General features: G+C 50.3%; 23 protein-coding genes. 13 read left to right on the forward strand and 10 right to left on the reverse strand.

What is annotated here, in order from left to right:
- Positions 1–488 (reverse strand): LD-carboxypeptidase (locus HKN79_07960; GenBank protein NNC83496.1); only part of this gene is annotated, 488 nt, incomplete at its 3' end.
- A gap of 81 nt (positions 489–569) precedes the next feature.
- On the opposite strand from HKN79_07960, the gene metG reads away from it, so the two are divergent.
- Entirely contained in the window at positions 570–2,594 is a 2,025-nt protein-coding gene (metG, locus tag HKN79_07965) for a methionine--tRNA ligase (protein NNC83497.1), read from the forward strand.
- Here metG and HKN79_07970 read toward each other — a convergent pair.
- Genes HKN79_07970 through HKN79_07985 form a run of 4 tightly spaced genes read right to left on the reverse strand, consistent with a single transcriptional unit; the run spans position 2,591 to position 5,064 of the window.
- Positions 2,591–3,094 (reverse strand): biotin/lipoyl-binding protein, encoded by a 504-nt coding sequence (locus HKN79_07970; GenBank protein NNC83498.1) that lies wholly within the window; start codon positions 3,092–3,094, stop codon positions 2,591–2,593. The two genes, metG and HKN79_07970, sit on opposite strands and share 4 nt — an antisense overlap.
- A 13-nt stretch (positions 3,095–3,107) precedes the next feature.
- The gene (locus HKN79_07975; GenBank protein NNC83499.1) at positions 3,108–3,914 is read right to left on the reverse strand and encodes a ribonuclease H; all 807 of its coding nucleotides are present in this window, start codon (positions 3,912–3,914) and stop codon (positions 3,108–3,110) included.
- A gap of 8 nt (positions 3,915–3,922) precedes the next feature.
- Positions 3,923–4,501: a MarC family protein gene (locus tag HKN79_07980; GenBank protein ID NNC83500.1), complete on the reverse strand. Its 579-nt coding sequence runs from the start codon at positions 4,499–4,501 to the stop codon at positions 3,923–3,925.
- Positions 4,498–5,064 (reverse strand): phosphoribosylglycinamide formyltransferase, encoded by a 567-nt coding sequence (locus tag HKN79_07985; protein NNC83501.1) that lies wholly within the window; start codon positions 5,062–5,064, stop codon positions 4,498–4,500. The genes HKN79_07980 and HKN79_07985 overlap by 4 nt, the downstream gene beginning before the upstream one ends.
- A 212-nt stretch (positions 5,065–5,276) precedes the next feature.
- Here HKN79_07985 and HKN79_07990 point away from each other — a divergent pair, with 212 nt between their 5' ends.
- From HKN79_07990 to pyk, 5 genes are read left to right on the forward strand one after another with little or no spacing between them, the layout of a single operon-like run.
- Complete coding sequence (locus HKN79_07990; GenBank protein ID NNC83502.1) at positions 5,277–5,513, forward strand: acyl carrier protein; 237 nt, start codon at positions 5,277–5,279, stop codon at positions 5,511–5,513.
- Positions 5,514–5,527: 14 nt separating this feature from the next.
- A complete protein-coding gene (gene fabF, locus HKN79_07995; protein NNC83503.1) occupies positions 5,528–6,778 on the forward strand; it encodes a beta-ketoacyl-ACP synthase II in 1,251 nt (416 codons plus the stop codon).
- Entirely contained in the window at positions 6,775–7,476 is a 702-nt protein-coding gene (rnc, locus tag HKN79_08000) for a ribonuclease III (protein NNC83504.1), read from the forward strand. Before fabF ends, rnc begins: the two co-directional genes overlap by 4 nt.
- Before the next feature lie 40 nt (positions 7,477–7,516).
- Positions 7,517–7,960, forward strand: coding sequence for an IPExxxVDY family protein (locus HKN79_08005; GenBank protein ID NNC83505.1), 444 nt, complete (start codon positions 7,517–7,519; stop codon positions 7,958–7,960).
- Positions 7,957–9,381 (forward strand): pyruvate kinase, encoded by a 1,425-nt coding sequence (gene pyk / locus HKN79_08010; GenBank protein NNC83506.1) that lies wholly within the window; start codon positions 7,957–7,959, stop codon positions 9,379–9,381. Before HKN79_08005 ends, pyk begins: the two co-directional genes overlap by 4 nt.
- Here pyk and pheS read toward each other — a convergent pair whose 3' ends face one another.
- Positions 9,382–10,380: a phenylalanine--tRNA ligase subunit alpha gene (gene pheS, locus HKN79_08015; GenBank protein NNC83507.1), complete on the reverse strand. Its 999-nt coding sequence runs from the start codon at positions 10,378–10,380 to the stop codon at positions 9,382–9,384.
- 121 nt (positions 10,381–10,501) lie between these two features.
- Here pheS and HKN79_08020 point away from each other — a divergent pair, with 121 nt between their 5' ends.
- The 3 genes from HKN79_08020 to HKN79_08030 all read left to right on the forward strand — a co-directional run bounded on the left by HKN79_08020 (position 10,502) and on the right by HKN79_08030 (position 12,579).
- Complete coding sequence (locus tag HKN79_08020) at positions 10,502–10,867, forward strand: hypothetical protein (GenBank protein ID NNC83508.1); 366 nt, start codon at positions 10,502–10,504, stop codon at positions 10,865–10,867.
- Between the two features lie 208 nt (positions 10,868–11,075).
- A complete protein-coding gene (locus HKN79_08025) occupies positions 11,076–11,996 on the forward strand; it encodes a type IX secretion system membrane protein PorP/SprF (GenBank protein ID NNC83509.1) in 921 nt (306 codons plus the stop codon).
- Positions 11,997–12,030: 34 nt separating this feature from the next.
- Positions 12,031–12,579 (forward strand): CvpA family protein, encoded by a 549-nt coding sequence (locus HKN79_08030; protein ID NNC83510.1) that lies wholly within the window; start codon positions 12,031–12,033, stop codon positions 12,577–12,579.
- Here the strand turns inward: HKN79_08030 and HKN79_08035 are convergent.
- Positions 12,563–13,756: a phosphoglycerate kinase gene (locus tag HKN79_08035; GenBank protein ID NNC83511.1), complete on the reverse strand. Its 1,194-nt coding sequence runs from the start codon at positions 13,754–13,756 to the stop codon at positions 12,563–12,565. The two genes, HKN79_08030 and HKN79_08035, sit on opposite strands and share 17 nt — an antisense overlap.
- 82 nt (positions 13,757–13,838) lie before the next feature.
- On the opposite strand from HKN79_08035, the gene HKN79_08040 reads away from it, so the two are divergent.
- The 4 genes from HKN79_08040 (at position 13,839) to HKN79_08055 (ending at position 17,300) form a co-directional block, all read left to right on the forward strand.
- Entirely contained in the window at positions 13,839–14,963 is a 1,125-nt protein-coding gene (locus tag HKN79_08040) for a hypothetical protein (GenBank protein NNC83512.1), read from the forward strand.
- 124 nt (positions 14,964–15,087) lie between these two features.
- Complete coding sequence (locus tag HKN79_08045; GenBank protein ID NNC83513.1) at positions 15,088–15,558, forward strand: gliding motility lipoprotein GldH; 471 nt, start codon at positions 15,088–15,090, stop codon at positions 15,556–15,558.
- Between the two features lie 31 nt (positions 15,559–15,589).
- On the forward strand, positions 15,590–16,015 hold the full coding sequence (locus HKN79_08050) for a GNAT family N-acetyltransferase (GenBank protein NNC83514.1): 426 nt from the start codon (positions 15,590–15,592) through the stop codon (positions 16,013–16,015).
- Positions 16,002–17,300: an aspartate kinase gene (locus HKN79_08055; GenBank protein NNC83515.1), complete on the forward strand. Its 1,299-nt coding sequence runs from the start codon at positions 16,002–16,004 to the stop codon at positions 17,298–17,300. Before HKN79_08050 ends, HKN79_08055 begins: the two co-directional genes overlap by 14 nt.
- On the opposite strand, the gene HKN79_08060 is transcribed toward HKN79_08055, so the two are convergent.
- From HKN79_08060 to HKN79_08070, 3 genes are all read right to left on the reverse strand, one after another.
- Positions 17,284–17,808, reverse strand: a complete 525-nt coding sequence (locus HKN79_08060; protein NNC83516.1) for a gliding motility lipoprotein GldD — start codon at positions 17,806–17,808, stop codon at positions 17,284–17,286. The genes HKN79_08055 and HKN79_08060 overlap by 17 nt on opposite strands.
- Positions 17,809–17,839: 31 nt before the next feature.
- Positions 17,840–19,105, reverse strand: coding sequence for a gliding motility-associated protein GldE (gene gldE, locus HKN79_08065; protein NNC83517.1), 1,266 nt, complete (start codon positions 19,103–19,105; stop codon positions 17,840–17,842).
- Between the two features lie 92 nt (positions 19,106–19,197).
- The coding region (locus tag HKN79_08070) for an HTTM domain-containing protein (protein ID NNC83518.1) at positions 19,198–20,177 on the reverse strand (980 nt) is incomplete at its 5' end.

Here is a 20,177-nt window from a genome sequence, read left to right on the forward strand (position 1 = left end):
TTCAACGGATGGGGGACACATTCCAACCCCTTCCATATACCACCCTGCAGGATCGAAGCACAAGCATCCACATCCTCCACAGGGACCAAGGGCACCATGCTGAGCACAGGAGCATGTATGGACAGGATGCCCAATTGATTCAAACGAGCATGTATCGCTGTGCTATCGCTGAAACCGATGAACCACTTGGGCGCATCTTGCATCGCTTTAGAATCAAGTGTTTCGAGTATCCGCTGCGCACCATATCCCCCTCGTGCGGCCCATAAGGCCTTCACCTCTACGTTGGACCAAGCCTTCATCATCGAGCTTGCCCGATGGCGGTCTTCCCCCGCAAATTGACCGGATTGCTCGTTGATAGAAGCATCCCATACGAGATTCAGCCCCAGCCCAGCTAAGATGTTCCGTGCATTCTCAAGAACTCCCTCAGGCACCCAGCGGGAGGGCGCTATGGCGGCTATAGTGTCTCCATCTTCAAGGAAGGGGGGCATCTGCATGACACAAATGAACTAATCGCCAGGCAATCCGCAAGTCACCTTCTGCATCAAGCTATATTTGCTGGCCAAGAAATCATGGCAAGAAAATTCACCATCACATCAGCATTACCCTATGCCAATGGCCCCTTGCACATCGGCCACGTAGCGGGGGCTTATCTGAATGCAGACATCTATGTCAGGCACCTGAGGTCCAAGGGAGACGATGTGCTCTGGGTATGCGGTAGTGATGAGCACGGTGCTGCCATCACTATACGAGCACAGAAGGACGGGGTCTCACCAAAGGAGGTGGTCGATCGATACCATCTCCAGATCGAGGAGAGCTTCAAGAAATTCGGAATATCCTTCGACTTCTATCACCGCACCTCGAGTAAGCTTCATCACCAGACGGCAAGCGATTTTTTCTTAGAACTGTATAAGAAGGACTCATTCATCGAACAGGAGACAGAGCAGTTCTTCGATGAAGAGACGCAGATGTTCCTGGCTGACCGATACATCAAGGGCACCTGCCCCAATTGCTCTTACACAGAAGCCTATGGCGATCAGTGTGAGCGCTGTGGAAGCGCGCTTTCACCCAGGGAGCTGATCGACCCCAAATCGACCTTATCAGGATCGAGTCCGGTGCTGAAGAAGACCACCCACTGGTTCCTTCCCATGGATAGGCACGAGGACTGGATAAAGAAATGGCTGGAAGTGGGAGTCTTGGACGGGAAGGACCACCATGACCCTGAGCAGTGGAAAAAACACGTGCTAGGGCAATGTAGGTCCTGGGTCGAGGCGGGTCTTCAGCCTAGGGCGATGACCAGAGACCTCAGCTGGGGAGTGCCCGTGCCCCTGGATCAGGCCAAAGACAAGGTGCTCTATGTCTGGTTGGACGCACCCATAGGCTATATCAGTGCTACCAAGGCATGGTGTGAAGAGCAAGGAAAAGACTGGAAGGAGTATTGGCAGAATGAGGATCGGCAATTGATCCACTTCATCGGGAAAGATAATATCGTGTTCCACTGCATCATCTTCCCCATCATCCTCAAGCAGCATGGGGGCTACAACCTTCCGGTCAACGTACCAGCCAATGAATTCTTGAATCTCGAGGGCGATAAGATCAGCACATCACGAAATCACGCGGTCTGGCTGCATGAGTATCTAGAAGACTTCCCTGCACGAATAGATGAGCTGCGCTATGTGCTCACCTCCATTCTTCCTGAGACCAAGGACAGCGAGTTCACGTGGGACGATTATCAGGCGCGAGTGAATAATGAATTGGTGGCCATTCTCGGAAATTTCGTGAATCGATGTCTGGTGCTCTGTGGCAAGTACTATGACGGTCATGCACCAGACCCGGAGAGCATTCCTACTCCCAGCCCAGAGCTTCAAAAGCTATTCGATGAGAATCTGGAGGAGATCAGCAAGGCCATTGAAGGCTTCCGATTCAGGGAGGCGCTCCAACACGCGATGAAAGGCGCGCGGATCGGCAACAAATTCTTGGCAGAGAGCGAACCTTGGAAATCGATCAAAACGGACCCCGAACAGACCAAGGCCGTGCTGTACACTTCATTAGAACTGGTCCAACACCTTACCTTGGCTCTTGAGCCTTTCCTGCCTGATGCGGTAGAACGGCTCAAAGAGATGCTTGGAGACTGTGCCACCGAAGTCAAAGCAGGAGCTGCTTTGGGAAAAGCCGCCCATCTCTTCAAGCCGGTAGATGACCAGGAGATAAAAGTTCAAAAGAAAAAACTCGAACCCACCATGGAAAGCGAAGAGCAAACCGCAGAGGTAGAGAACATCTCCTTCAACGACTTCACACGAATGGACATCCGTATCGGCACCATACGCTCAGCAGAGCGGGTTGAAGGTGCGGATAAACTACTCAAACTACAGGTCGATATAGGGAGCGAAGAGCGAACAGTGGTGTCGGGTATTGCGGAACATTACACCAGCGATGAGGTCATTGAGAAACAGGTGTGTCTATTGACCCATCTGGAACCCAGGAAGATACGAGGGGTGATGAGCCAAGGTATGGTGTTGATGGCAGAAGATGAGGAGGGGCGCTTGCGATTTGTGAGTCCAGATGCACCTATCGCAGCCGGATCGACCGTTCGCTAAGCCTCGAAGTGGATCAAGACCTCATTCTTCTCAACAGAGTCACTGTTCTTGACCAGTACATCTTTGACGAGCCCGGGAGCTTCGGCCTTGATGATGTTCTCCATTTTCATGGCCTCCAGCACCAGCAGCTTCTGACCCTTTTCGACTTCATCTCCTGGGGAGACGAATACCTCGATCACAAGACCGGGCATGGGCGCCTTGAGGTCTTTGGCCTTACTGGAGGCAAGGTCCTTCATCCCTAGGGATTCCAGAAGGGACTCATATCTACCACGAGAACGCATATCGACCCGCTCGCCATTGACCCGCAATACCATCGAGCCGGTCTCTTCATCACGATCTTCGATGAAGACCCGATAGCCCATCTCTCCCTGAATGACATGGAACTCAGCTGGGCCCAGACGCTGTACATCTAGATCCATTTCTTCCCCATCCACAGACCAAGAACCACTTTCTTGCTCTTCGACAGTGATGATACGTTTGTCCGGCAACTCGAATTCCATAGTCACAAAGTAATCACTTACGTCCGAAGTCGGCCGGGATCTCGCCCCAGACCTTGGTGTGCCATTTCCATATCGGGTTGTCGTAACTATTGTCCTTCAACCACTTCTCAGCACGCTGTATGAGACTCCGCGCTTTGGGCCCCGCCTTCTTAGGCGCAGCCTTGCCCTTTTTCACCCATCCCATAGCGATGCGAGAGTCAGAATAGATGGGCAAGGAACTCCTATTCTTCTTCAGATAGGCCAGCGCATGAACGATGGCCAAGAACTCCCCGATGTTATTGCTGCCCGCCTGAAAAGGCCCTACACGGAAAATCTCAGTGGCACTATCGGTGATGACCCCACGGTACTCGAATACACCTGTCTGGGCATTGCTGGCCGCATCTACACTGATGGATTCTGGTATGGGAAGCCCTATCTTCTCTAGCTCTTCCGGGCTTAAATCACGGGTCTTCTTAAAGCCCCGTCCTTCATAGGCATCAGGGCCTTCCTCATATGCCTTTTCAGCGAGCATACGGCTGCCGAAGGCTTTGTATTTCGGTTTATTGGCGCCCTCTATTTGAGCCTTGGCCTCATCCCAATTCGAGTAGATTCCCGGAGTCTTCCCTTGCCAGACCACATAGTACATGGGTTTCCTCTTACTAGAAGGCTTGACACTTCCTGGGTCTTTGAATACAGCCTCGGCTTCCTCCAAAGACGAGAAGGACCGATAACGCGCATTGGCATATCCGCTCGTCTGGCGTTGACATTCGGCCCAGCTGTGGTAGACCCCCGGGGTATGCCCCTCCCATACCACGTAGTATTTCTTTTTCTTTTTAGCCAAGCGATACGTCAGATGAACAGGGATTTGGCATTGCTGGAGAACAGTTTGACCGCGATCGCCAAGATGATGATCCCGAAGACTTTTTTCAGAATGGCTATCCCACCCGGACCGAGAAGGCGCTCCAGCCACTTGGTGGATCGCAACACGAGATATACCAGTAGGATATTGATCAAGATAGCGATCAGGATGTTGACCATCTCGTATTCGGCCCGGAGGCTGATCAAGGTGGTCATGGTACCCGCTCCTGCGATCAGCGGAAAAGCCAAGGGAACGATACTCGCAATATCAGGACTCAGGTCGGGCTCATGCTTGAATATCTCGACACCCAGGATCATCTCTAAGGCCAGAACCAAGAGCACGAATGAACCCGCTACAGCAAAAGAGTTCACATCGATACCTATCAAAGTGATGATCCGCTCCCCTAATATGAGGAAAGCGACCATGATCAACAAGGAGACCAAGCTGGCCTTTTCCGAGTTCACCTTCCCGGTCTTCTTCTTTAGGTCCAGTATCAGGGGGATGCTGCCGATAATATCTATGACAGCAAAAAGCACCAGACTGGCAGTGAGGATCTCTGCAATATTCATAGCCCAAAGAGAAGAGTTTCCACAACGTATGAGAAGTACCGGTGCTCTAATTTCTGAACACGAGCCCGTAGATCCTCCGCGGAATCATCAGCGTGCACCGGGCAATGGAACTGAGCGATGACACGCCCTTCGTCAAACCGCTCGTTGACCCGATGGATGGTGATCCCACTTGTATCCTCTCCGGATTCGATGACCGCTCGATGCACGTGATCACCATACATCCCCTTACCACCATATTTAGGAAGAAGGGACGGATGGACATTGATCATACGAGAACCGAATTCATTGACTACTTCTTTAGGGATCATACGCAGGAAACCGGCCAGCACCACCAGATCGGCCCGGTGGTCACGGATAGTTTCTAATAGTTCGCCAGACTGCATTCGATCAAACGGAAGATGCCTGGTAGGGACCCCATACTGCTCACCCAAGGCATATATACCGCTGGATTCCCGGTCGCTGATAAGCAGGGGATTTACCGGTCGACCCGCTGATGAGAGGTACTCGATAATGCGAGCCGCATTGCTTCCTTTACCCGATGCGAGCATGACCAGATTCTTCATTTCGAAATCGTATATTACGCAAAACTAGACCAAAAGGGCTGCGTCTCGGAGTGGTCCGGAAAAGGGAATTCTCTTGGTCGAGAGCCTATTATTGGCACGGGACTTGAGATGCAGGCAAAATGACAGAAATGGCTAACTGGCTGGCTTTATTGGTAAATAAGGCGAATCTTCATTTATTTGCGCATTCATAAAACAGCCTTAAACAGAAACACATGTCTGATATACAATCGAAGGTAACAGCAATTATAGTCGACAAATTGGGGGTAGATGCCTCAGAAGTGACTGCTGAAGCAAGTTTCACCAATGACCTGGGAGCAGACTCATTGGACACCGTAGAACTCATTATGGAGTTCGAAAGAGAATTCAACATTTCCATTCCTGATGACCAGGCCGAGAAGATCGGAACGGTCGGTCAGGCGGTGGAGTACATCGAGAAGAACGCTGGTTGAACACATAGCGTAAGATGGAGCTCAAACGTGTAGTGATAACCGGGGTCGGTGCGCTGACCCCCATCGGCAATACGGCCTCTGAGTTCTGGCAGGGATTAAAATCCGGCCAGAGCGGTGCTGCACCTATCACGCATTTCGATGCTTCAAAATTCAAGACACAATTCGCCTGTGAGGTCAAGGGATTCGACCCCCTTGACCACATAGACCGGAAAGAGGCCCGTAAAATGGACCCCTTTGCCCAGTACGCCATGGTGGTATGCACCGAAGCAGTGGCGGATGCGGGTCTCATAGAAAGCGGAGTGGACCCGGACCGCGTGGGTGTGGTGCTGGGATCGGGTATCGGTGGCCTCTACACCTTCCAACAACAGGTATTGGAATTCGGGCAAGGAGATGGCACACCCCGCTTCAATCCCTTCTTCATCCCCAAGATGATATCGGATATCGCTCCGGGTCACGTGTCGATGAAATTCGGATTCAGAGGCCCCAATTACACGACCGTTTCAGCGTGCGCTTCAGCTACCAATGCCTTGATCGATTCATTCAATCTGATTCGACTCGGTAAGGCAGATGTGATTGTGAGCGGAGGATCGGAAGCCTGCGTGCATGAAGCAGGTGTCGGAGGATTCAACGCCCTACACGCCTTGTCTCAGCGCAATGATAGCCCAGCAACGGCTTCAAGGCCTTTTGATAAGGAGAGGGATGGATTTGTATTGGGTGAAGGAGCTGCAAGTTTGATCCTCGAAGAATATGAACACGCAAAAGCGCGTGGTGCCAAGATATATGGAGAGATGGTTGGTGGCGGATTGTCGGCAGACGCACATCACTTGACAGCCCCACACCCGGAGGGACTCGGGGCCATGAATGTGATGAAGAACGCCCTCAAAGATGCAGGTCTTTCTCCTACAGATATAGACTACATAAATGTGCATGGCACATCCACTCCATTAGGTGATGTTGCCGAGGCCAAGGCTATTCTACATGTCTTTGGAGAGCACTCCTATGACTTGAGCATCTCATCAACAAAGAGCATGACAGGTCATTTATTGGGTGCAGCAGGGGCTGTTGAGGCCTTCGCGACATTGATGGCCGTTAAGGAGGATATCGTACCACCAACGATCAACTTCAAAGTCCCTGATGAGGATATAGATCAGAGACTGGACTTCACCTTCAATGAGGCCAAGAAGCGACCGATCCGCGCTGGGTTGAGCAACACCTTCGGTTTTGGGGGACACAATGCATCTGTGATCTTCAAAAAGGCTGAATGAGGACCTTTCTAGGCAACCTCAAGGGGGTCTTCCGTCAGCGGGACCTCAGTCACAACATCCGATTCCTCAACCAACGATTCAACATCCGAATAAAGGACCAAAGGCTCTATGACCTTGCGTTGGTCCATCGGTCCTCAGCAGAAAACAAGGATAATGAGAGACTGGAGCTCTTGGGTGATGCGGTGCTCGACCTCATAGTTGCAGATTTCCTGTATAAAGACTTTCCCACGCTCAATGAGGGCGAACTGACCAAACTCAAAGCCAAGATCATCAGTCGGGACCAGTTGAACAGTATCGGGCATCAGTACGGTCTGGTCGATGAACTGGAATTGGTCAAACAGAAGGACCTCGACCCCTCCCTGATCATAGGTAATGTATTGGAAGCCATTTTTGGCGCCATGTACCTAGACCAAGGCTATACTCTTACCCACAGAGCTGCTATCGCGATGTTCAAAGAGACCTGTGATGTTCCTTTGATGCTCGAGAATCTGCATGACGCAAAAAGCTTGCTGCTAGAATGGTCACAGAAGAAGAAGAAGGCACTCAACTTCAGGGTCAGACCCAAGCCCGATGGACGCTTCAAGGCCTCCATCTATATCGGGGACATGTTGATAGCCCAAGGCGAGGGAAGGAGCAAGAAAAAGGCGGAAAAAGAAGCGGCCAAACGGGCATTGGCAGTTATCGAGATACTAGAATAAAACCCATGTACCAAGGGGTATTTCTATCTTCGTTCTGAAGATGGTCAAGTGGAAATTGCAATTGGATGAGGAGGTAAAACTCAAGCTATTGGGCATACAATCCAATTGGTCTGAGCACCGCTTGGTGTGGTCGATCAACAAGAGCTTGGGTCTTCAACTGACCCGTCAAGAAGATTTCAGCATAAGTAATGTCAACAAGAGCCCGAACGACACGCTCTTCGAGGATCAAAAAGAATACCATTTCTCCGTCTTCCTTCATGAGGGGGAGCAGGAGCAGGCCATTCTCGTATCCAATCTGGGTCAAGGTCGTTCATTGTATGACGACAAGAGGAAACTGGATTACCTGTTTAAATTGGAATCTTCTCATCGCTCCATACACGATTGTGTAGACACGCTAAATGAGATCAGGGGGGTATTGGCAATCACCAGACTGGAATGCTCAGATGAGGATCTGGTGGCCAGACCATTTACAGAACACCTATGAGGAAAGTAAAAAGAACCAAAATAGTGGCCACTATAGGCCCAGCATCTGCAGACTACGAGACGCTCAAACAGCTTGTAGAAGAGGGGATGGACGTGGCTAGAATCAACTTCTCCCACGGTGACCATGAGACCCACTTGAAGGTGGTAGAACGGATCAGAAGGCTCAATGAAGAAGAAGGCACGCACATAGCCATCCTGGGGGATCTACAGGGCCCGAAACTCAGAGTAGGAGAGGTAAAGGATTCCGGAGTAGAGCTGCTCGAAGGAGAAATGGTGGAACTCACCACCAATGAGCCGAAGAACGGTCAGATACAGGTGCGCTATGATTCCTTTGCCAAGGATGTGCAGCCGGGAGAGACTATTCTCATCGATGATGGTAAGCTCAAACTCATCGTTGAGGAATCCGATGGAAAGACGAAGGTCAATGCGCGAGTCAAACATGGTGGGCTTCTTTTCTCACGCAAGGGAGTCAACCTACCAGATACCACGATACGTCAACCTAGTTTGACGCCCAAAGACCGTGAGGACCTCGAATTCGCGATACACCATGATTTCGATTGGATCGCACTCTCATTTGTACGCTCGGCACGTGACATCCTCGAGCTTAAGCACATCATCAATGAACGCAAAGGAAGATCCAGGGTCATCGCAAAGATCGAGAAGCCCGAGGCGCTCAATGAGATCACTGACATCATAGTGGAATCGGATGCACTCATGGTCGCACGAGGTGATCTAGGGGTGGAGATACCCATGCAAGAAGTGCCCTTGGTCCAGAAGATGTTGATCGATCGGTGTAGGGAATATTCCAAACCCGTGATAGTGGCCACTCAGATGATGGAAAGCATGATCACCAATTTCCAGCCTACACGGGCAGAGGTAAATGATGTGGCCAATGCCGTATTGGATGGAACAGATGCAGTGATGCTCAGCGGGGAGACTTCTGTAGGGCAATTCCCAGTGGGTGTGGTCAGGAACATGACCTCCATCGTGCTGCGCATGGAGCAATATGAGAAGATCTATTCTCGACCTCAAGCACTGGTGAGTGTGGATACAGAGCGGATGATCAGCGATGCCATCTGTGCCACATCGGCCAAGCTGGCAGAATCTACAGCGGCCAAAGGCATAGTGACCATGACCCATTCAGGATATACGGCCAATAAGATCAGTAGCTATCGCCCAAAGGCCCAGATATTTGTATTCACCGGCAACCGCTCCCTACTGAACAAATTGAGCTTGGTATGGGGAGTGAGGGGCTTCTACTACGACAAGATGGTCAGTACCGATCACACCATAGCCGACATCAAATACATCTTGAAAAAAGAGAACATGGTGGAGGATGGTGATCTGCTGATCAACATCGCCAGTATGCCCATCTCAGAGCAGGGAATGACCAACATGCTCAAGTTGAGCAAGGTCAAGTGATCAACGGAACTGTGTCAGGAACCTGAGGTCGTTCTCGAAGAACATGCGGATGTCCGGAATCTGGAACTTGAGCATGGCCAATCGCTCGATTCCCATTCCAAAAGCAAACCCAGAGTAGACCTCGGGGTCTATATTGCAATTGCTGAGAACATTTGGGTCGACCATACCGCAACCCAGAATCTCCAACCAGCCCGTACCCTTGGTGATGCGATAGTCGGTCTCGGTCTCCAGTCCCCAGTACACATCCACTTCTGCGCTAGGTTCGGTGAAAGGGAAATAGGATGGACGCAATCGAATATCGGTCTGCTCTCCCAATAGCTCTTTAGCGAAATACAACAAGGTCTGTTTCAGATCGGCAAAGGACACACCCTTATCGATGTATAAGCCTTCGATCTGATGGAAGATACAATGGGACCGCGCTGAAATGGCCTCATTGCGGAATACCCTACCTGGGCTGATAGTACGGATGGGAGGTGGAGTGGATTCCATGACCCGTACTTGCACAGAGGAGGTATGTGTACGCAAAGCATGATCCTCATCGACAAAAAAGGTATCCTGCATGTCACGGGCCGGGTGCTCGGGCGGAAAATTGAGCGCGCTGAAATTATGCCAGTCATCCTCGATCTCAGGACCCTCAGAAAGCACAAATCCGATACGTTTGAAAATATCTACGACCTCATTCTTCACGATGCTGATCGGATGGGTCGCTCCAAGTCCGACCGTGGTACCCGGACGGGTCAGGTCACGCCTGTCGTGATCCTCTGGGCCTTCAGTGCTACTCCACTCTGCAATGCGCTGTTCGATAAAGGATTTCAGCTCATTTAAAAGCCGACCCACCTCGCGTTTCTCATCATTGGGGATGGTCTTGAAGCCTTCATACAATTGCTTCATCTTTCCCTTCCGGCCCAGGTATTTGACTCTGAATGCCTCTACCCCCTCAGGTGGGGCGCCATTCATCGCCTGAATCTCTGCTTTGATATCCTCTATCTCTGAAATCATTTACTCTGGACTACAAGTTAGTGCACATTCCTATACCAATAAGCCGGTAATCGGGTAGAACGTTCGTTGTCGAATTGCTTAACTTCGCTCGTTCTCACTGCGAAAGTAAAACATCGTGAATATGAAGGCATCGATCATCTGGATGGCTATGGCCGTAATCGCTCTCACTTGGACCTCATGTGACAAGGAGGAGGATACCATTGCACTGATACGTATAGTGGATGTGGACGGGATACCTCAAGAGCAGGTGCTCGTGCGCCTCTATCCAGAGCCCACCGAAGTGCAGACCAATGAGTTGATCGATGAAGTCGAGCAATTCACTGACGCATCTGGAGAAGCGGTATTCGACTTCTCGGAGTACTATGAGCAAGGTCAGGCTGGATTTGCAGTATTGAACATCGAAGCCACTTTGGATACATCCATGGTGGAAGGGATCATCAAGATCGAACCAGAGACCATCAACGAAGAGACACTGATTCTTCAGTAGCCCGGACGATCCACAGTCTGCCCCCAATCCGATTCTCAACCGACCTCCAGCACAGGCGCTGATCTGCTGTGTGCATTCTTCACGACCTCATATATGGGTTATCCGATGGAGATTATTAGGTCTACAGGGTAACTAATTGCCCGTTCATCCGTATTAAATCACATTGAGAAGAGTGACAGAATCACTCTAGAAGCGAATGATGAAGCGGATGACCATCTTTCGACAAGGACTGACCATAGCCTTGTTCTTACTGACCATGCAGGCCATGGGGCAGCACAGCGGTGTGTTGTCTCAATATATGTTCAACGGCCTGGTGCTCAACCCTGCTTATGCAGGTTCACAGAACACGCTTTCAGTCAATGTCAACTATCGGAACCAATGGACGGGATTCGAAGGAGCTCCTGTTGCCCAGATTGCGAGTATACATTCTCCTTTGAAGAACTCGCCATTATCTGCTGGTTTCATGGCCACCCATGAACAATCCGGTGTATCCAGTGATATCGGGTTCAATGCCATTTCCTCCTATGAACTGGAATTGGACAGGGGAGAGATGAGATTCGGAATAGGAGCAGGAGTGGCCATAGGCTCATCCAGGTGGAGTGATGTGGAGATAGATCAGACCGATGATCCACTCTTCCAACAGAATTCAAGAGGATTGATCAGACCTTTGTTCAGCGCAGGGGTTTACTATCAGACCAAGGAATGGTACGGTGGATACTCACTTCCTTCAGTACTCAGCTATAGCCTGATCAATGCTGAAGAGATACGGACCACCTTCACTTTCGGGAACATGGAGCACCTGCTGACAGGTGGATATGTCCACAAGGTCAACCGACAAGTGGTCGTCAAACCCAGTTTCCTAGTGCGAGTGCTACCGAATTCGGGAATCCAATTCGACCTGAACACCAATGTCGTATTCAAGAAAAAGATCTGGACCGGATTATCTTACAGGCATCTAGACGCTGTGGTGGCTATGGTAGAGTATCAGGTACATCATCAACTCAGGGTCGGGTATGCCTTTGATTATTCATTACATGCGCTGGGTAGATACAGTCTAGGCTCTCATGAGATTGCCCTGATGTGGGCCTTTAGGCAGAAGTCATTCGCACGTAACCCCAGATATTTCTAATACCAAGAGCGGCATTCTCGTTAATTTGTGCGAGATGAAGCCTCATGTCTTGGACATCATTATCGCCATTCCCTTGGTCTGGGGACTCTACAAGGGATTCAAAAAAGGATTGATCATCGAGATCGCCACACTCGCGGCCTTGATTGCGGGTATTTACGGAGCGATACGCTTCAGCGATCGAGCGGCAGTACTTCTACGTGAACAATGGGAGATCGATGACCGCTACATTCCCATTCTCTCTTTTGCCGTCACGTTCATAGTGATCGTCATTCTGGTCAACCTGCTGGGAAGAATGGTCGAGAAGTTGGTCGACATGGTCTCTTTGGGTTTTGTCAATAAGCTGGCAGGGGGGGTGTTCAGCGCATTGAAGATCGCAGTCATTCTGAGCGTACTCATCACCATGGTAGAAACACTCGATGAAGATCTGGGCATGATCTCAGATGATCTACATGAAGAAAGCGTGCTGTATGTACCGCTCTCCCGTCTAGCCCCGCTCATCATCCCGGCTGTTAAAGACAATGAGTGGACGAAGAAGATGAAAGAGAGCTTGCCTGATGTGGATTCGCTCAGCCCTGGGGCATGACCGCGGCAACTCCCGGTAAAGTCTTTCCTTCTAGAAGCTCCAGCATAGCGCCACCCCCAGTAGATATGTAGCTGACCCGGTCGGCCAGACCAAAGGCGTTTATAGCCGCCACACTATCCCCACCTCCGATGAGCGAGTATGCCGATCGCTCTGACGTTGCCTTGGCTACGGCCTTCGCGATGGCAAGGGTACCCTTGGAGAAGTTCTCCATTTCAAATACGCCCATCGGGCCGTTCCATAGGATCGTTCCGCTTTCTTGGATCACAGATGAGAACTCATCTATAGCCTCTGGACCGATATCCAAGCCCATGCAGCCGCTATCGATCTTTTCAGAAGGCACCACTTTGTGCTGCGCATCGTTGGAGAACGCGTCTGCCACCACGCTGTCTTTCGGCAGATGGAGTGAGGTGGATTCTTCACTCGCCTTTTTCATTATGTCCCTCGCCTGCTGGAGAAACTCATCCTCCACCAAAGAAGACCCCACATCCCCTCCTTGTGCTTTGATGAAGGTGTAGGCCATACCCCCACCGATGATGAGGTGATCGACCTTGCTGATCAGGTTCTCCAGAACGGATATCTTACTTGATACCTTGGCCCCTCCTACGATTGCTGTGAAGGGTCGCTCTGGATTGTCGAGCACCTTTTGTGCATTGCGCACCTCGTTCTCGAGCAGATATCCAGGGAGGGACGCCTCTATGTGATCTGCGATAACAGCCGTTGAAGCATGTGCTCTGTGTGCTGTGCCAAAGGCATCGTTGATGTAGACATCGGCCAGAGCGGCCAATTGCTGGGCAAAATCCGGATCACCTGCCTTTTCTTCACTGTGATAGCGCAGATTCTCCAGGAGAAGCACTTCTCCTTCCTTCAATTGCTCGGCCTTCAGTCGAACTTCATCCCCGATACAGTCTGAAGCAAAAGTGACCCGAACTCCTAGCATATCCTCGAGTGCCCCTTGCACTTGCGAAAGGCTATATTTCTCTTCTCTCCCCTCAGGTCGCCCTAGATGCGACATGATGATTGCAGAACCCTCGCTTTGCAGGACCTTTTTAATAGTAGGCAGCGCAGCACGGATGCGCGTATCGTCTGTGATCTCCCCCTCTTTGATGGGCACATTGAAATCCACACGGATAATGGCTTTTTTGCCCTTGAAGTCGAAGCTGTCTATCAGATAGTCCATTGGAAACAAATATTTGCGAACGATGAGCGGGCAAAATTAGCAGGCTTTGAGAACCGCCTGTCTAAAAGCCTAATTTCGAACCATGTTCTTGGAACAATTGGAGATACATCGTGGCTTGGCCGATCGCCTCAAGGATTCGGTCAGAACGGGCAGAATACCTCACACCCAGTACTTCCAAGGTGTGGATGGTGGGGGAGCTCTTCAATTGGCGATCGCATATGCCCAAGAGGTGCTGGCAGGAGACCCGGATATGTTCGGCAACGTGGATGACCGAGCTTCCAGACTGGAACACCCGGACCTACACGTAGTATTCCCCATGGTCCAGTCTGTCAGCAGGACCAGTGAGGGCTCTATTCAAGAGCTTAGAGACGCCCTGAAGGAGCACCCCTACTTATCATACGATCTATGGACCCGGTCCAGAGGGGAACGGAATAAAAAGGCCATAATCAGTAAATACGAGGCAGATGCCGTTTCCAAGAAACTAGGACTGCGGGCCTTTGAGGGAAAACATAAGGTGCTTCTGATATGGATGGCCGAACTGATGAATCCGGAGTGCTCCAATAAGCTGCTCAAGCTGATCGAAGAGCCCCCGCAGGGTTCGATCATCATCATGGTCGGATGTGACGCGGATAAACTGCTGCCCACTATCCGATCCCGTACCCAGGTCATCGATGTACATACACTTAGCCCAGCGGAGATCTTGCCCACACTTGCGAGATGGAGTGATTGCCCCGACAATGAACTCCAAGAGGCAGCTATCCGATCAGAGGGGAATATCTCACTTGCGCTCGAGCTGCTTGTAGGCGAACCGGATGAGGTCTCTGAACAGGTCATGGACTGGCTGAGATTGTGTTATCAGCGCAAGGTCCCGGAGACCATGGATTGGTCGGATAGCATGGCGGGAACAGGTCGAGAGGAAGTAAAGCGGGTACTGCATCGCACGGCTGAGCTTTTTCAAGCGGCTTTCAAGAAGAATTTCATTCGCACCGAAGCAGAAGAGACAGACAAAGAAGACGTGTTCACCACCCGATTCTCCCCATTCATACATATGGAGAATGCAGAGGATTTGGCCGAGCTCATGGATACGGCCATCCGAGATATCGAACGCCACGGAAATGCACGGGTCATCCTGCTCGATGTCTCATTCCAGCTGATGAGACTATTGCGCACCCCTAGAGGAGAACAGCAAGTATCTGCGGAAGCATAGAGGCAGGTAGAGAAAGATCGATCGCTTATTCAACAATCATCTGGGACAAATACTCCAGGCATCCGCATCACACGAGGAATAAATGTGACTAGGTTCGATGCAATTGTCCAGGGACAGGAAAACAATGAAAAAGCCCATACAGTTAGTCGTACTCACCTTGCTTCTCGTCAGCTGCTCCAAAGAGTATTTCTTCTTTGACTCGGAAGAACTAGCCCCTGACGGCTGGAAAGCCGGAGAGGCGGTAGAATTCGAACTGAACTCCACAGACACCTCCAGCTATCTTGATTTCTACTTGGATATCAGGAACAATGACGACTACCCCTATAGGAACATCTATGTATTCATCGAGATGGACTTCCCCAACGGACGTTCCCTCAGGGATACAGTGCATTTCCCATCCCTGGCCACACCTGATGGTAGGTGGACTGGAAAAGGAATCGGATCGACCTTCGACAATAGCATTCTCTATAAGCAAGGGAAGAAGCTCCCTTTGCCAGGAGATTATGTGCTACGTGTAGAACACGCCATGCGCGACACCTTTCTCCAAGGAATCGAAAGGGTGGGCATACATATCGAAAGTGCAGGTGCAAACTGATTTCCAGATACGACCTGCAGCTTCTGAAGACATGGGGGATGTTCTCGGACTGATACGGGAACTCGCAAGGTTTGAAAAAGCCGAAGACCAGGTGTCATTGACGGTAGAGGACCTTCAAAAGGATGGATTCGGCAAGACTAAGAGATTCCAATGTCTGGTGAGCACCCTGGATAGTAAGGTGGTAGGTATGGCACTCTTCTATGAGCGGTATTCCACATGGAAAGGTGCTACACTGTATCTGGAAGACCTGGTAGTGACCGAGTCACATAGAGGAAGGGGAATAGGAAACGAGCTGTTCCATGCTGTACTGCATCGTGCACAACGAGGAGGGTACAAACGCCTTGAATGGCAGGTCTTGGATTGGAACGAGAAAGCAATAGGATTCTACTCCGAACTGGGGGCAGAATTCGATCAAGATTGGATAAACTGTAGAATTCGCTTGAATGAAAGTCTATAAGTTCGGAGGAGCATCGGTCAAAGATGCCGAATCAGTCAGAAATGTGGCCCATATCATTGAGGAGTACAATGACGGAGAACTATGGGTAGTGGTCTCTGCAATGGGTAAGACCACCAATGCGCTCGAATCAGTTCTGGAAGCATACCGCCACCAGTTCGAGAATCGCGAGCAATCCGTGGAGCGGATACGCACCTTTCATGAAGACATCATGCGGGACCTGTTTCCATTCGGTGAGAATGAGGTCTGGAACGAAGTAGAGGATCTATTCATTCAACTGAAGGAAAGCTTGGAGCAAGCCCCCGACACGGGTCATCAAGCCTATGCAGAAGTGATCAGTATCGGAGAACTCCTTTCCACCCATATCGTAAGCGCTTACCTGAATTCTGTGGGGATTCTCAATGAATGGGCAGATGCTCGTGAATTGATCTGTACCGATAGCAGACCAGAAGAGGCCAAAGTTGACCTGAAGAAAAGTCAACAGCGCATACAACAGCACAGAAACGAATTGATCACAGGTGGTGCGCTTCATGAGGAGGATGAACTGCTGGTGATGACCCAGGGTTTCATCGGATCCAACGGGGAAAATGTGACCACCCTCGGTCGCGAAGGCTCCGACTTCACAGCAGGTATCCTGGCCTGGTCACTGGATGCACAGGAGGTATCCATTTGGAAAGATGTGCCAGGCATGCTCAATGCAGACCCAAAATACTTCCCTAAGGCTCAGACCATCGAAAAGCTGAGCTATAAAGAGGCGATAGAGCTGAGCTACTATGGAGCTTCCGTCATCCACCCAAAGACCCTCAAGCCCCTCCAGAATAAGAACATTCCGCTCTATGTGCGTTCATTCAACGACCCCGATAAGGGCGGAACCCTGATCCATGAAGACGACTCCAAAGACCAGGACCACACCTCATATATCTTCAAACAGAACCAAGTACTGGTATCTATCATCCCTACTGACTTCTCCTTCATCATGGAGGATAATCTGTCAGAGATCTTCAAGGCCATGTCAGAGCAGGGTCTGAGGGCGAATCTGGTCCAGAATTCAGCGCTCTCACTGTCGATCTGCTTGGACGATAAGGGACAGCGGGTCGATGACTTCAGAGACTCACTTAGCGGGTCTTTTCGTATCCTCTACAATCAAGGCTTGTCACTCGTTACAGTAAGGCACTATGATGAGAAGACGATACAGCGGCTGCTGGAAGGGAGAGAGGTCCTTGTAGAACAGCGAAGCAGACAGACTGCACGCTATGTGGTCAGAGGGGGTTTTACTCTTTCCACCTGAGAGAGGAAAGCAGATGGTCGAGGTCCTTCTCCAAATGGTCGACCACAGGAGCCAAAGAATCCATATTAGGAGGCGCATTGAAGTAGAGCGCTCCACGCAGGAAGTGTTCTGAGCTATCCGTCACATAGAATTGAAGGTGACTGGCCACATTACCATACACTTTGGATACCGTACCATACACTTGAGACTCGGGGAGGACAATGGTCTCATTCTCAATGTTGTCTGCCATGATGTGGTGCTCATAGGTCAGCCCGATGGCCTCATCAAGCACTTGGGCTAGATTCCCATCCAGACGTTTGTAGGTCAGGTGTACCGTAGCTGATTGCCCAGGGAAGACCAGATCGCTCCAGCAGAGTGAATCATTGGCCGATCGCTCACGGATGTGAGCATAACCAGGGATTTCCAAGGTATAGGGACATCGGGTTTCCGCTTCTGCATAGGTATGCGCTGGAAGGTCGATCCGTAGTTGACCAGTAGGTCGAGGACGTGATTCAGGGCCACAGGACATGCACAGCAAAAGACAGATGAACCCCAAGCACCTATTCATCTTCATCGACTTGTTCATTCATGACCACCTTGACCTGGCGCACCTTCCTTCGGTCAGCCGCCTCGATAATGAAGGTGAATTCCTCGAAATCGATACGCTCGTTCTTCAGGGGGATCTTACCGGCCTGTTCTATGATGAATCCGGCCAAAGTATCTGATTCGCCCTTTGACTCTTCAAATCGATCACCTTCTATCTCAAGGATGCGGTACATGTCTACCAGGGGCGTTTTTCCCTCGAGTATATAGGTCTGCGCATCCACTTTGGTATAGTTGAGGTCGTCATCATCGAATTCATCCGTGATCTCACCTACGATCTCTTCTATCACGTCCTCTAAGGTGATGATGCCCGATGTTCCCCCATATTCATCCACCACGATGGCAAGGTGCCTTCGGGATTCTTGGAACTCATTCAGCAGATCATCGATCTTTTTACTCTCTGGGACGAAATAGGCCGGTCGGACCAGTTTGTGCCAATTGAGCTTGCGCATCTTGATGAATGGGATGAGGTCTTTGAGATAAAGCACACCGGCCACATCATCCAAGGATTCCCTGAAGACGGGGATTCTGGAGAAGCCCTTATCCACTACCAGCGAAAGCAACTCCTCGAAATCGGTATTCAGCTCCAGTGCGAAGGTGTCAACACGCGGTGTCATCACTTGCTTCACATCTATATTCCCGAATTTCACGATGCCCTCCAGTATGCGTGTCTCGTCAGTACGTGTGTTCTCGTCCTTGGTGATCTCCATGGCGTGCTCCAAATGACCTACCGTTATCTCAGAATCCTTCTTGACGCGCTTCTTGACCATGGCCCCCATCTGGATCAAGCTTCGACTAAGAGGCTTGAGAACGATGGCAAAACCCGTGAGAGGGGTACTCATCAGGCGCGCTAGACTCAGATTGTGTGTACTCGCATATACTTTTGGCAGGACCTCTCCCGCCATGAGAATGATGAAGGTCACCACACCGATCTGGATGAAATAGGTCCAAAAGACTCCGAGTACATTGAAGTCCACCATGCCTTCGACCACAACCGATGAGAGTACTACGATGGCGATGTTGATCAGGTTGTTCAGAATGAGGATTGTAGCAAGAAGCCGCTCGGGATGCTGCAAAAGAGCGTCCACCTTGACGTCAGACTCTACCTTGCTTTCAGACACCTCTTTTATCTGCACCGGACTCAACGAGAAGTAGGCAACTTCAGATCCAGAGATAAGAGCAGAACAGGCCAGAAGTATCAAGATGATGATGATTGCAATCATCTCGGTCCCTCCGGGGGATTGCATGAAGAGGAGTTCTGTCAGCAGGATCGGATCCGGAGGGTCGATTTCAAGAGCTATGTCTAGGGGCTCGGTCATTGATCCAGACAATTTCCTATGCGTTCAGGAATCCATTCGTTATAGCCTAGTGGATCATAGTCCTGCATTGAGAGGTCAACAGATGGGTCTACAATATATTGTTCGGGACTACCATTCATCGAGACTCTTATGCGAGCATGCACTTCTGGCTCAGGAATTCCCTGTTTCAAGGCCTCTTGTTTGACATAATTGGCAAACTGCCAAAGCGCAACAGGATCCTGAGACATGACTGTCATTTGCATCGTGTTGATAAAGGTATTGATCTGAACCTGAGACTCACCTGGGATCTGTGGACTTGTTACGTAGATTTCATATTGCTCGACCGGTCTGGATTGAATCTTCATCCTCCAAGCAAATCGCTGCCCGATTCCCGTCCAGTCCTTGTCATGTGGGAGCAAAATATAGCGAAGGGGGAATAGTAGCTGGAAACAGAAGAAAAGGATTAGGACCTTTGGAAAAGCGGGGAGAGATGACTGAGTGGCTTGAGGTATCCCTGGCTTCATTCCCAGAACACCTTTGATTTTCTGAACAACTATATCGTCTTCGCTGAAAAAGATTATCGTAGCAAAGAACATGATGAACGGAAAGATTCCGATATCATCAAATATGTAGGCGTTAGAGAAGTTGAAGAAAGCTACGAATATGAGCGCGATCATCCGAGTCGGCTTGATAAAGAGGAGGAATCCAATTAAAAGATCAAAAAGAAGCCCCCCATACTTGAAAAATGAAACAAAAACATCGGACTCGACCATTTCAGGAAAAACGTATGATACAAAACTCCGGATCGGTTCAGCACAAATTAGCCAGTCGGGATTCAGTTTGGCCAACCCCCCGTAGAAATAGACGATGAACACCTGAAGGCGGAGTATGTGATACTGCCAAAGAGGAACTGTGCGTTCACTTGATTTTGAGAGGGAGAAACGCCTGTCAGAGTCAGTGAATGACAGAAGCAAAGCCACGAGGCTGAACATATATG

The sequence above is a fragment of the Flavobacteriales bacterium genome, assembly GCA_013001705.1.
GTDB lineage: Bacteria > Bacteroidota > Bacteroidia > Flavobacteriales_D > JABDKJ01 > JABDLZ01.

Coding starts and splice junctions, on each gene's coding strand:
- rnc (NNC83504.1), top strand. CDS start 6,775: ATGAGGACCTTTCTAGGCAACCTCAAGGGGGTCTTCCGTCAGCGGGAC.
- HKN79_08020 (NNC83508.1), top strand. CDS start 10,502: ATGAAGGCATCGATCATCTGGATGGCTATGGCCGTAATCGCTCTCACT.
- HKN79_08025 (NNC83509.1), top strand. CDS start 11,076: ATGACCATCTTTCGACAAGGACTGACCATAGCCTTGTTCTTACTGACC.
- HKN79_07980 (NNC83500.1), bottom strand. CDS start 4,501: ATGAATATTGCAGAGATCCTCACTGCCAGTCTGGTGCTTTTTGCTGTC.
- pheS (NNC83507.1), bottom strand. CDS start 10,380: ATGATTTCAGAGATAGAGGATATCAAAGCAGAGATTCAGGCGATGAAT.
- HKN79_07970 (NNC83498.1), bottom strand. CDS start 3,094: ATGGAATTCGAGTTGCCGGACAAACGTATCATCACTGTCGAAGAGCAA.
- HKN79_08050 (NNC83514.1), top strand. CDS start 15,590: ATGGGGGATGTTCTCGGACTGATACGGGAACTCGCAAGGTTTGAAAAA.
- gldE (NNC83517.1), bottom strand. CDS start 19,105: ATGATTGCAATCATCATCATCTTGATACTTCTGGCCTGTTCTGCTCTT.
- HKN79_08055 (NNC83515.1), top strand. CDS start 16,002: ATGAAAGTCTATAAGTTCGGAGGAGCATCGGTCAAAGATGCCGAATCA.
- HKN79_08060 (NNC83516.1), bottom strand. CDS start 17,808: ATGTCCTGTGGCCCTGAATCACGTCCTCGACCTACTGGTCAACTACGG.
- HKN79_08045 (NNC83513.1), top strand. CDS start 15,088: ATGAAAAAGCCCATACAGTTAGTCGTACTCACCTTGCTTCTCGTCAGC.
- HKN79_07990 (NNC83502.1), top strand. CDS start 5,277: ATGTCTGATATACAATCGAAGGTAACAGCAATTATAGTCGACAAATTG.
- HKN79_07985 (NNC83501.1), bottom strand. CDS start 5,064: ATGAAGAATCTGGTCATGCTCGCATCGGGTAAAGGAAGCAATGCGGCT.
- metG (NNC83497.1), top strand. CDS start 570: ATGGCAAGAAAATTCACCATCACATCAGCATTACCCTATGCCAATGGC.
- HKN79_08035 (NNC83511.1), bottom strand. CDS start 13,756: ATGGACTATCTGATAGACAGCTTCGACTTCAAGGGCAAAAAAGCCATT.
- HKN79_08030 (NNC83510.1), top strand. CDS start 12,031: ATGAAGCCTCATGTCTTGGACATCATTATCGCCATTCCCTTGGTCTGG.
- HKN79_08005 (NNC83505.1), top strand. CDS start 7,517: ATGGTCAAGTGGAAATTGCAATTGGATGAGGAGGTAAAACTCAAGCTA.
- HKN79_08040 (NNC83512.1), top strand. CDS start 13,839: ATGTTCTTGGAACAATTGGAGATACATCGTGGCTTGGCCGATCGCCTC.
- fabF (NNC83503.1), top strand. CDS start 5,528: ATGGAGCTCAAACGTGTAGTGATAACCGGGGTCGGTGCGCTGACCCCC.
- pyk (NNC83506.1), top strand. CDS start 7,957: ATGAGGAAAGTAAAAAGAACCAAAATAGTGGCCACTATAGGCCCAGCA.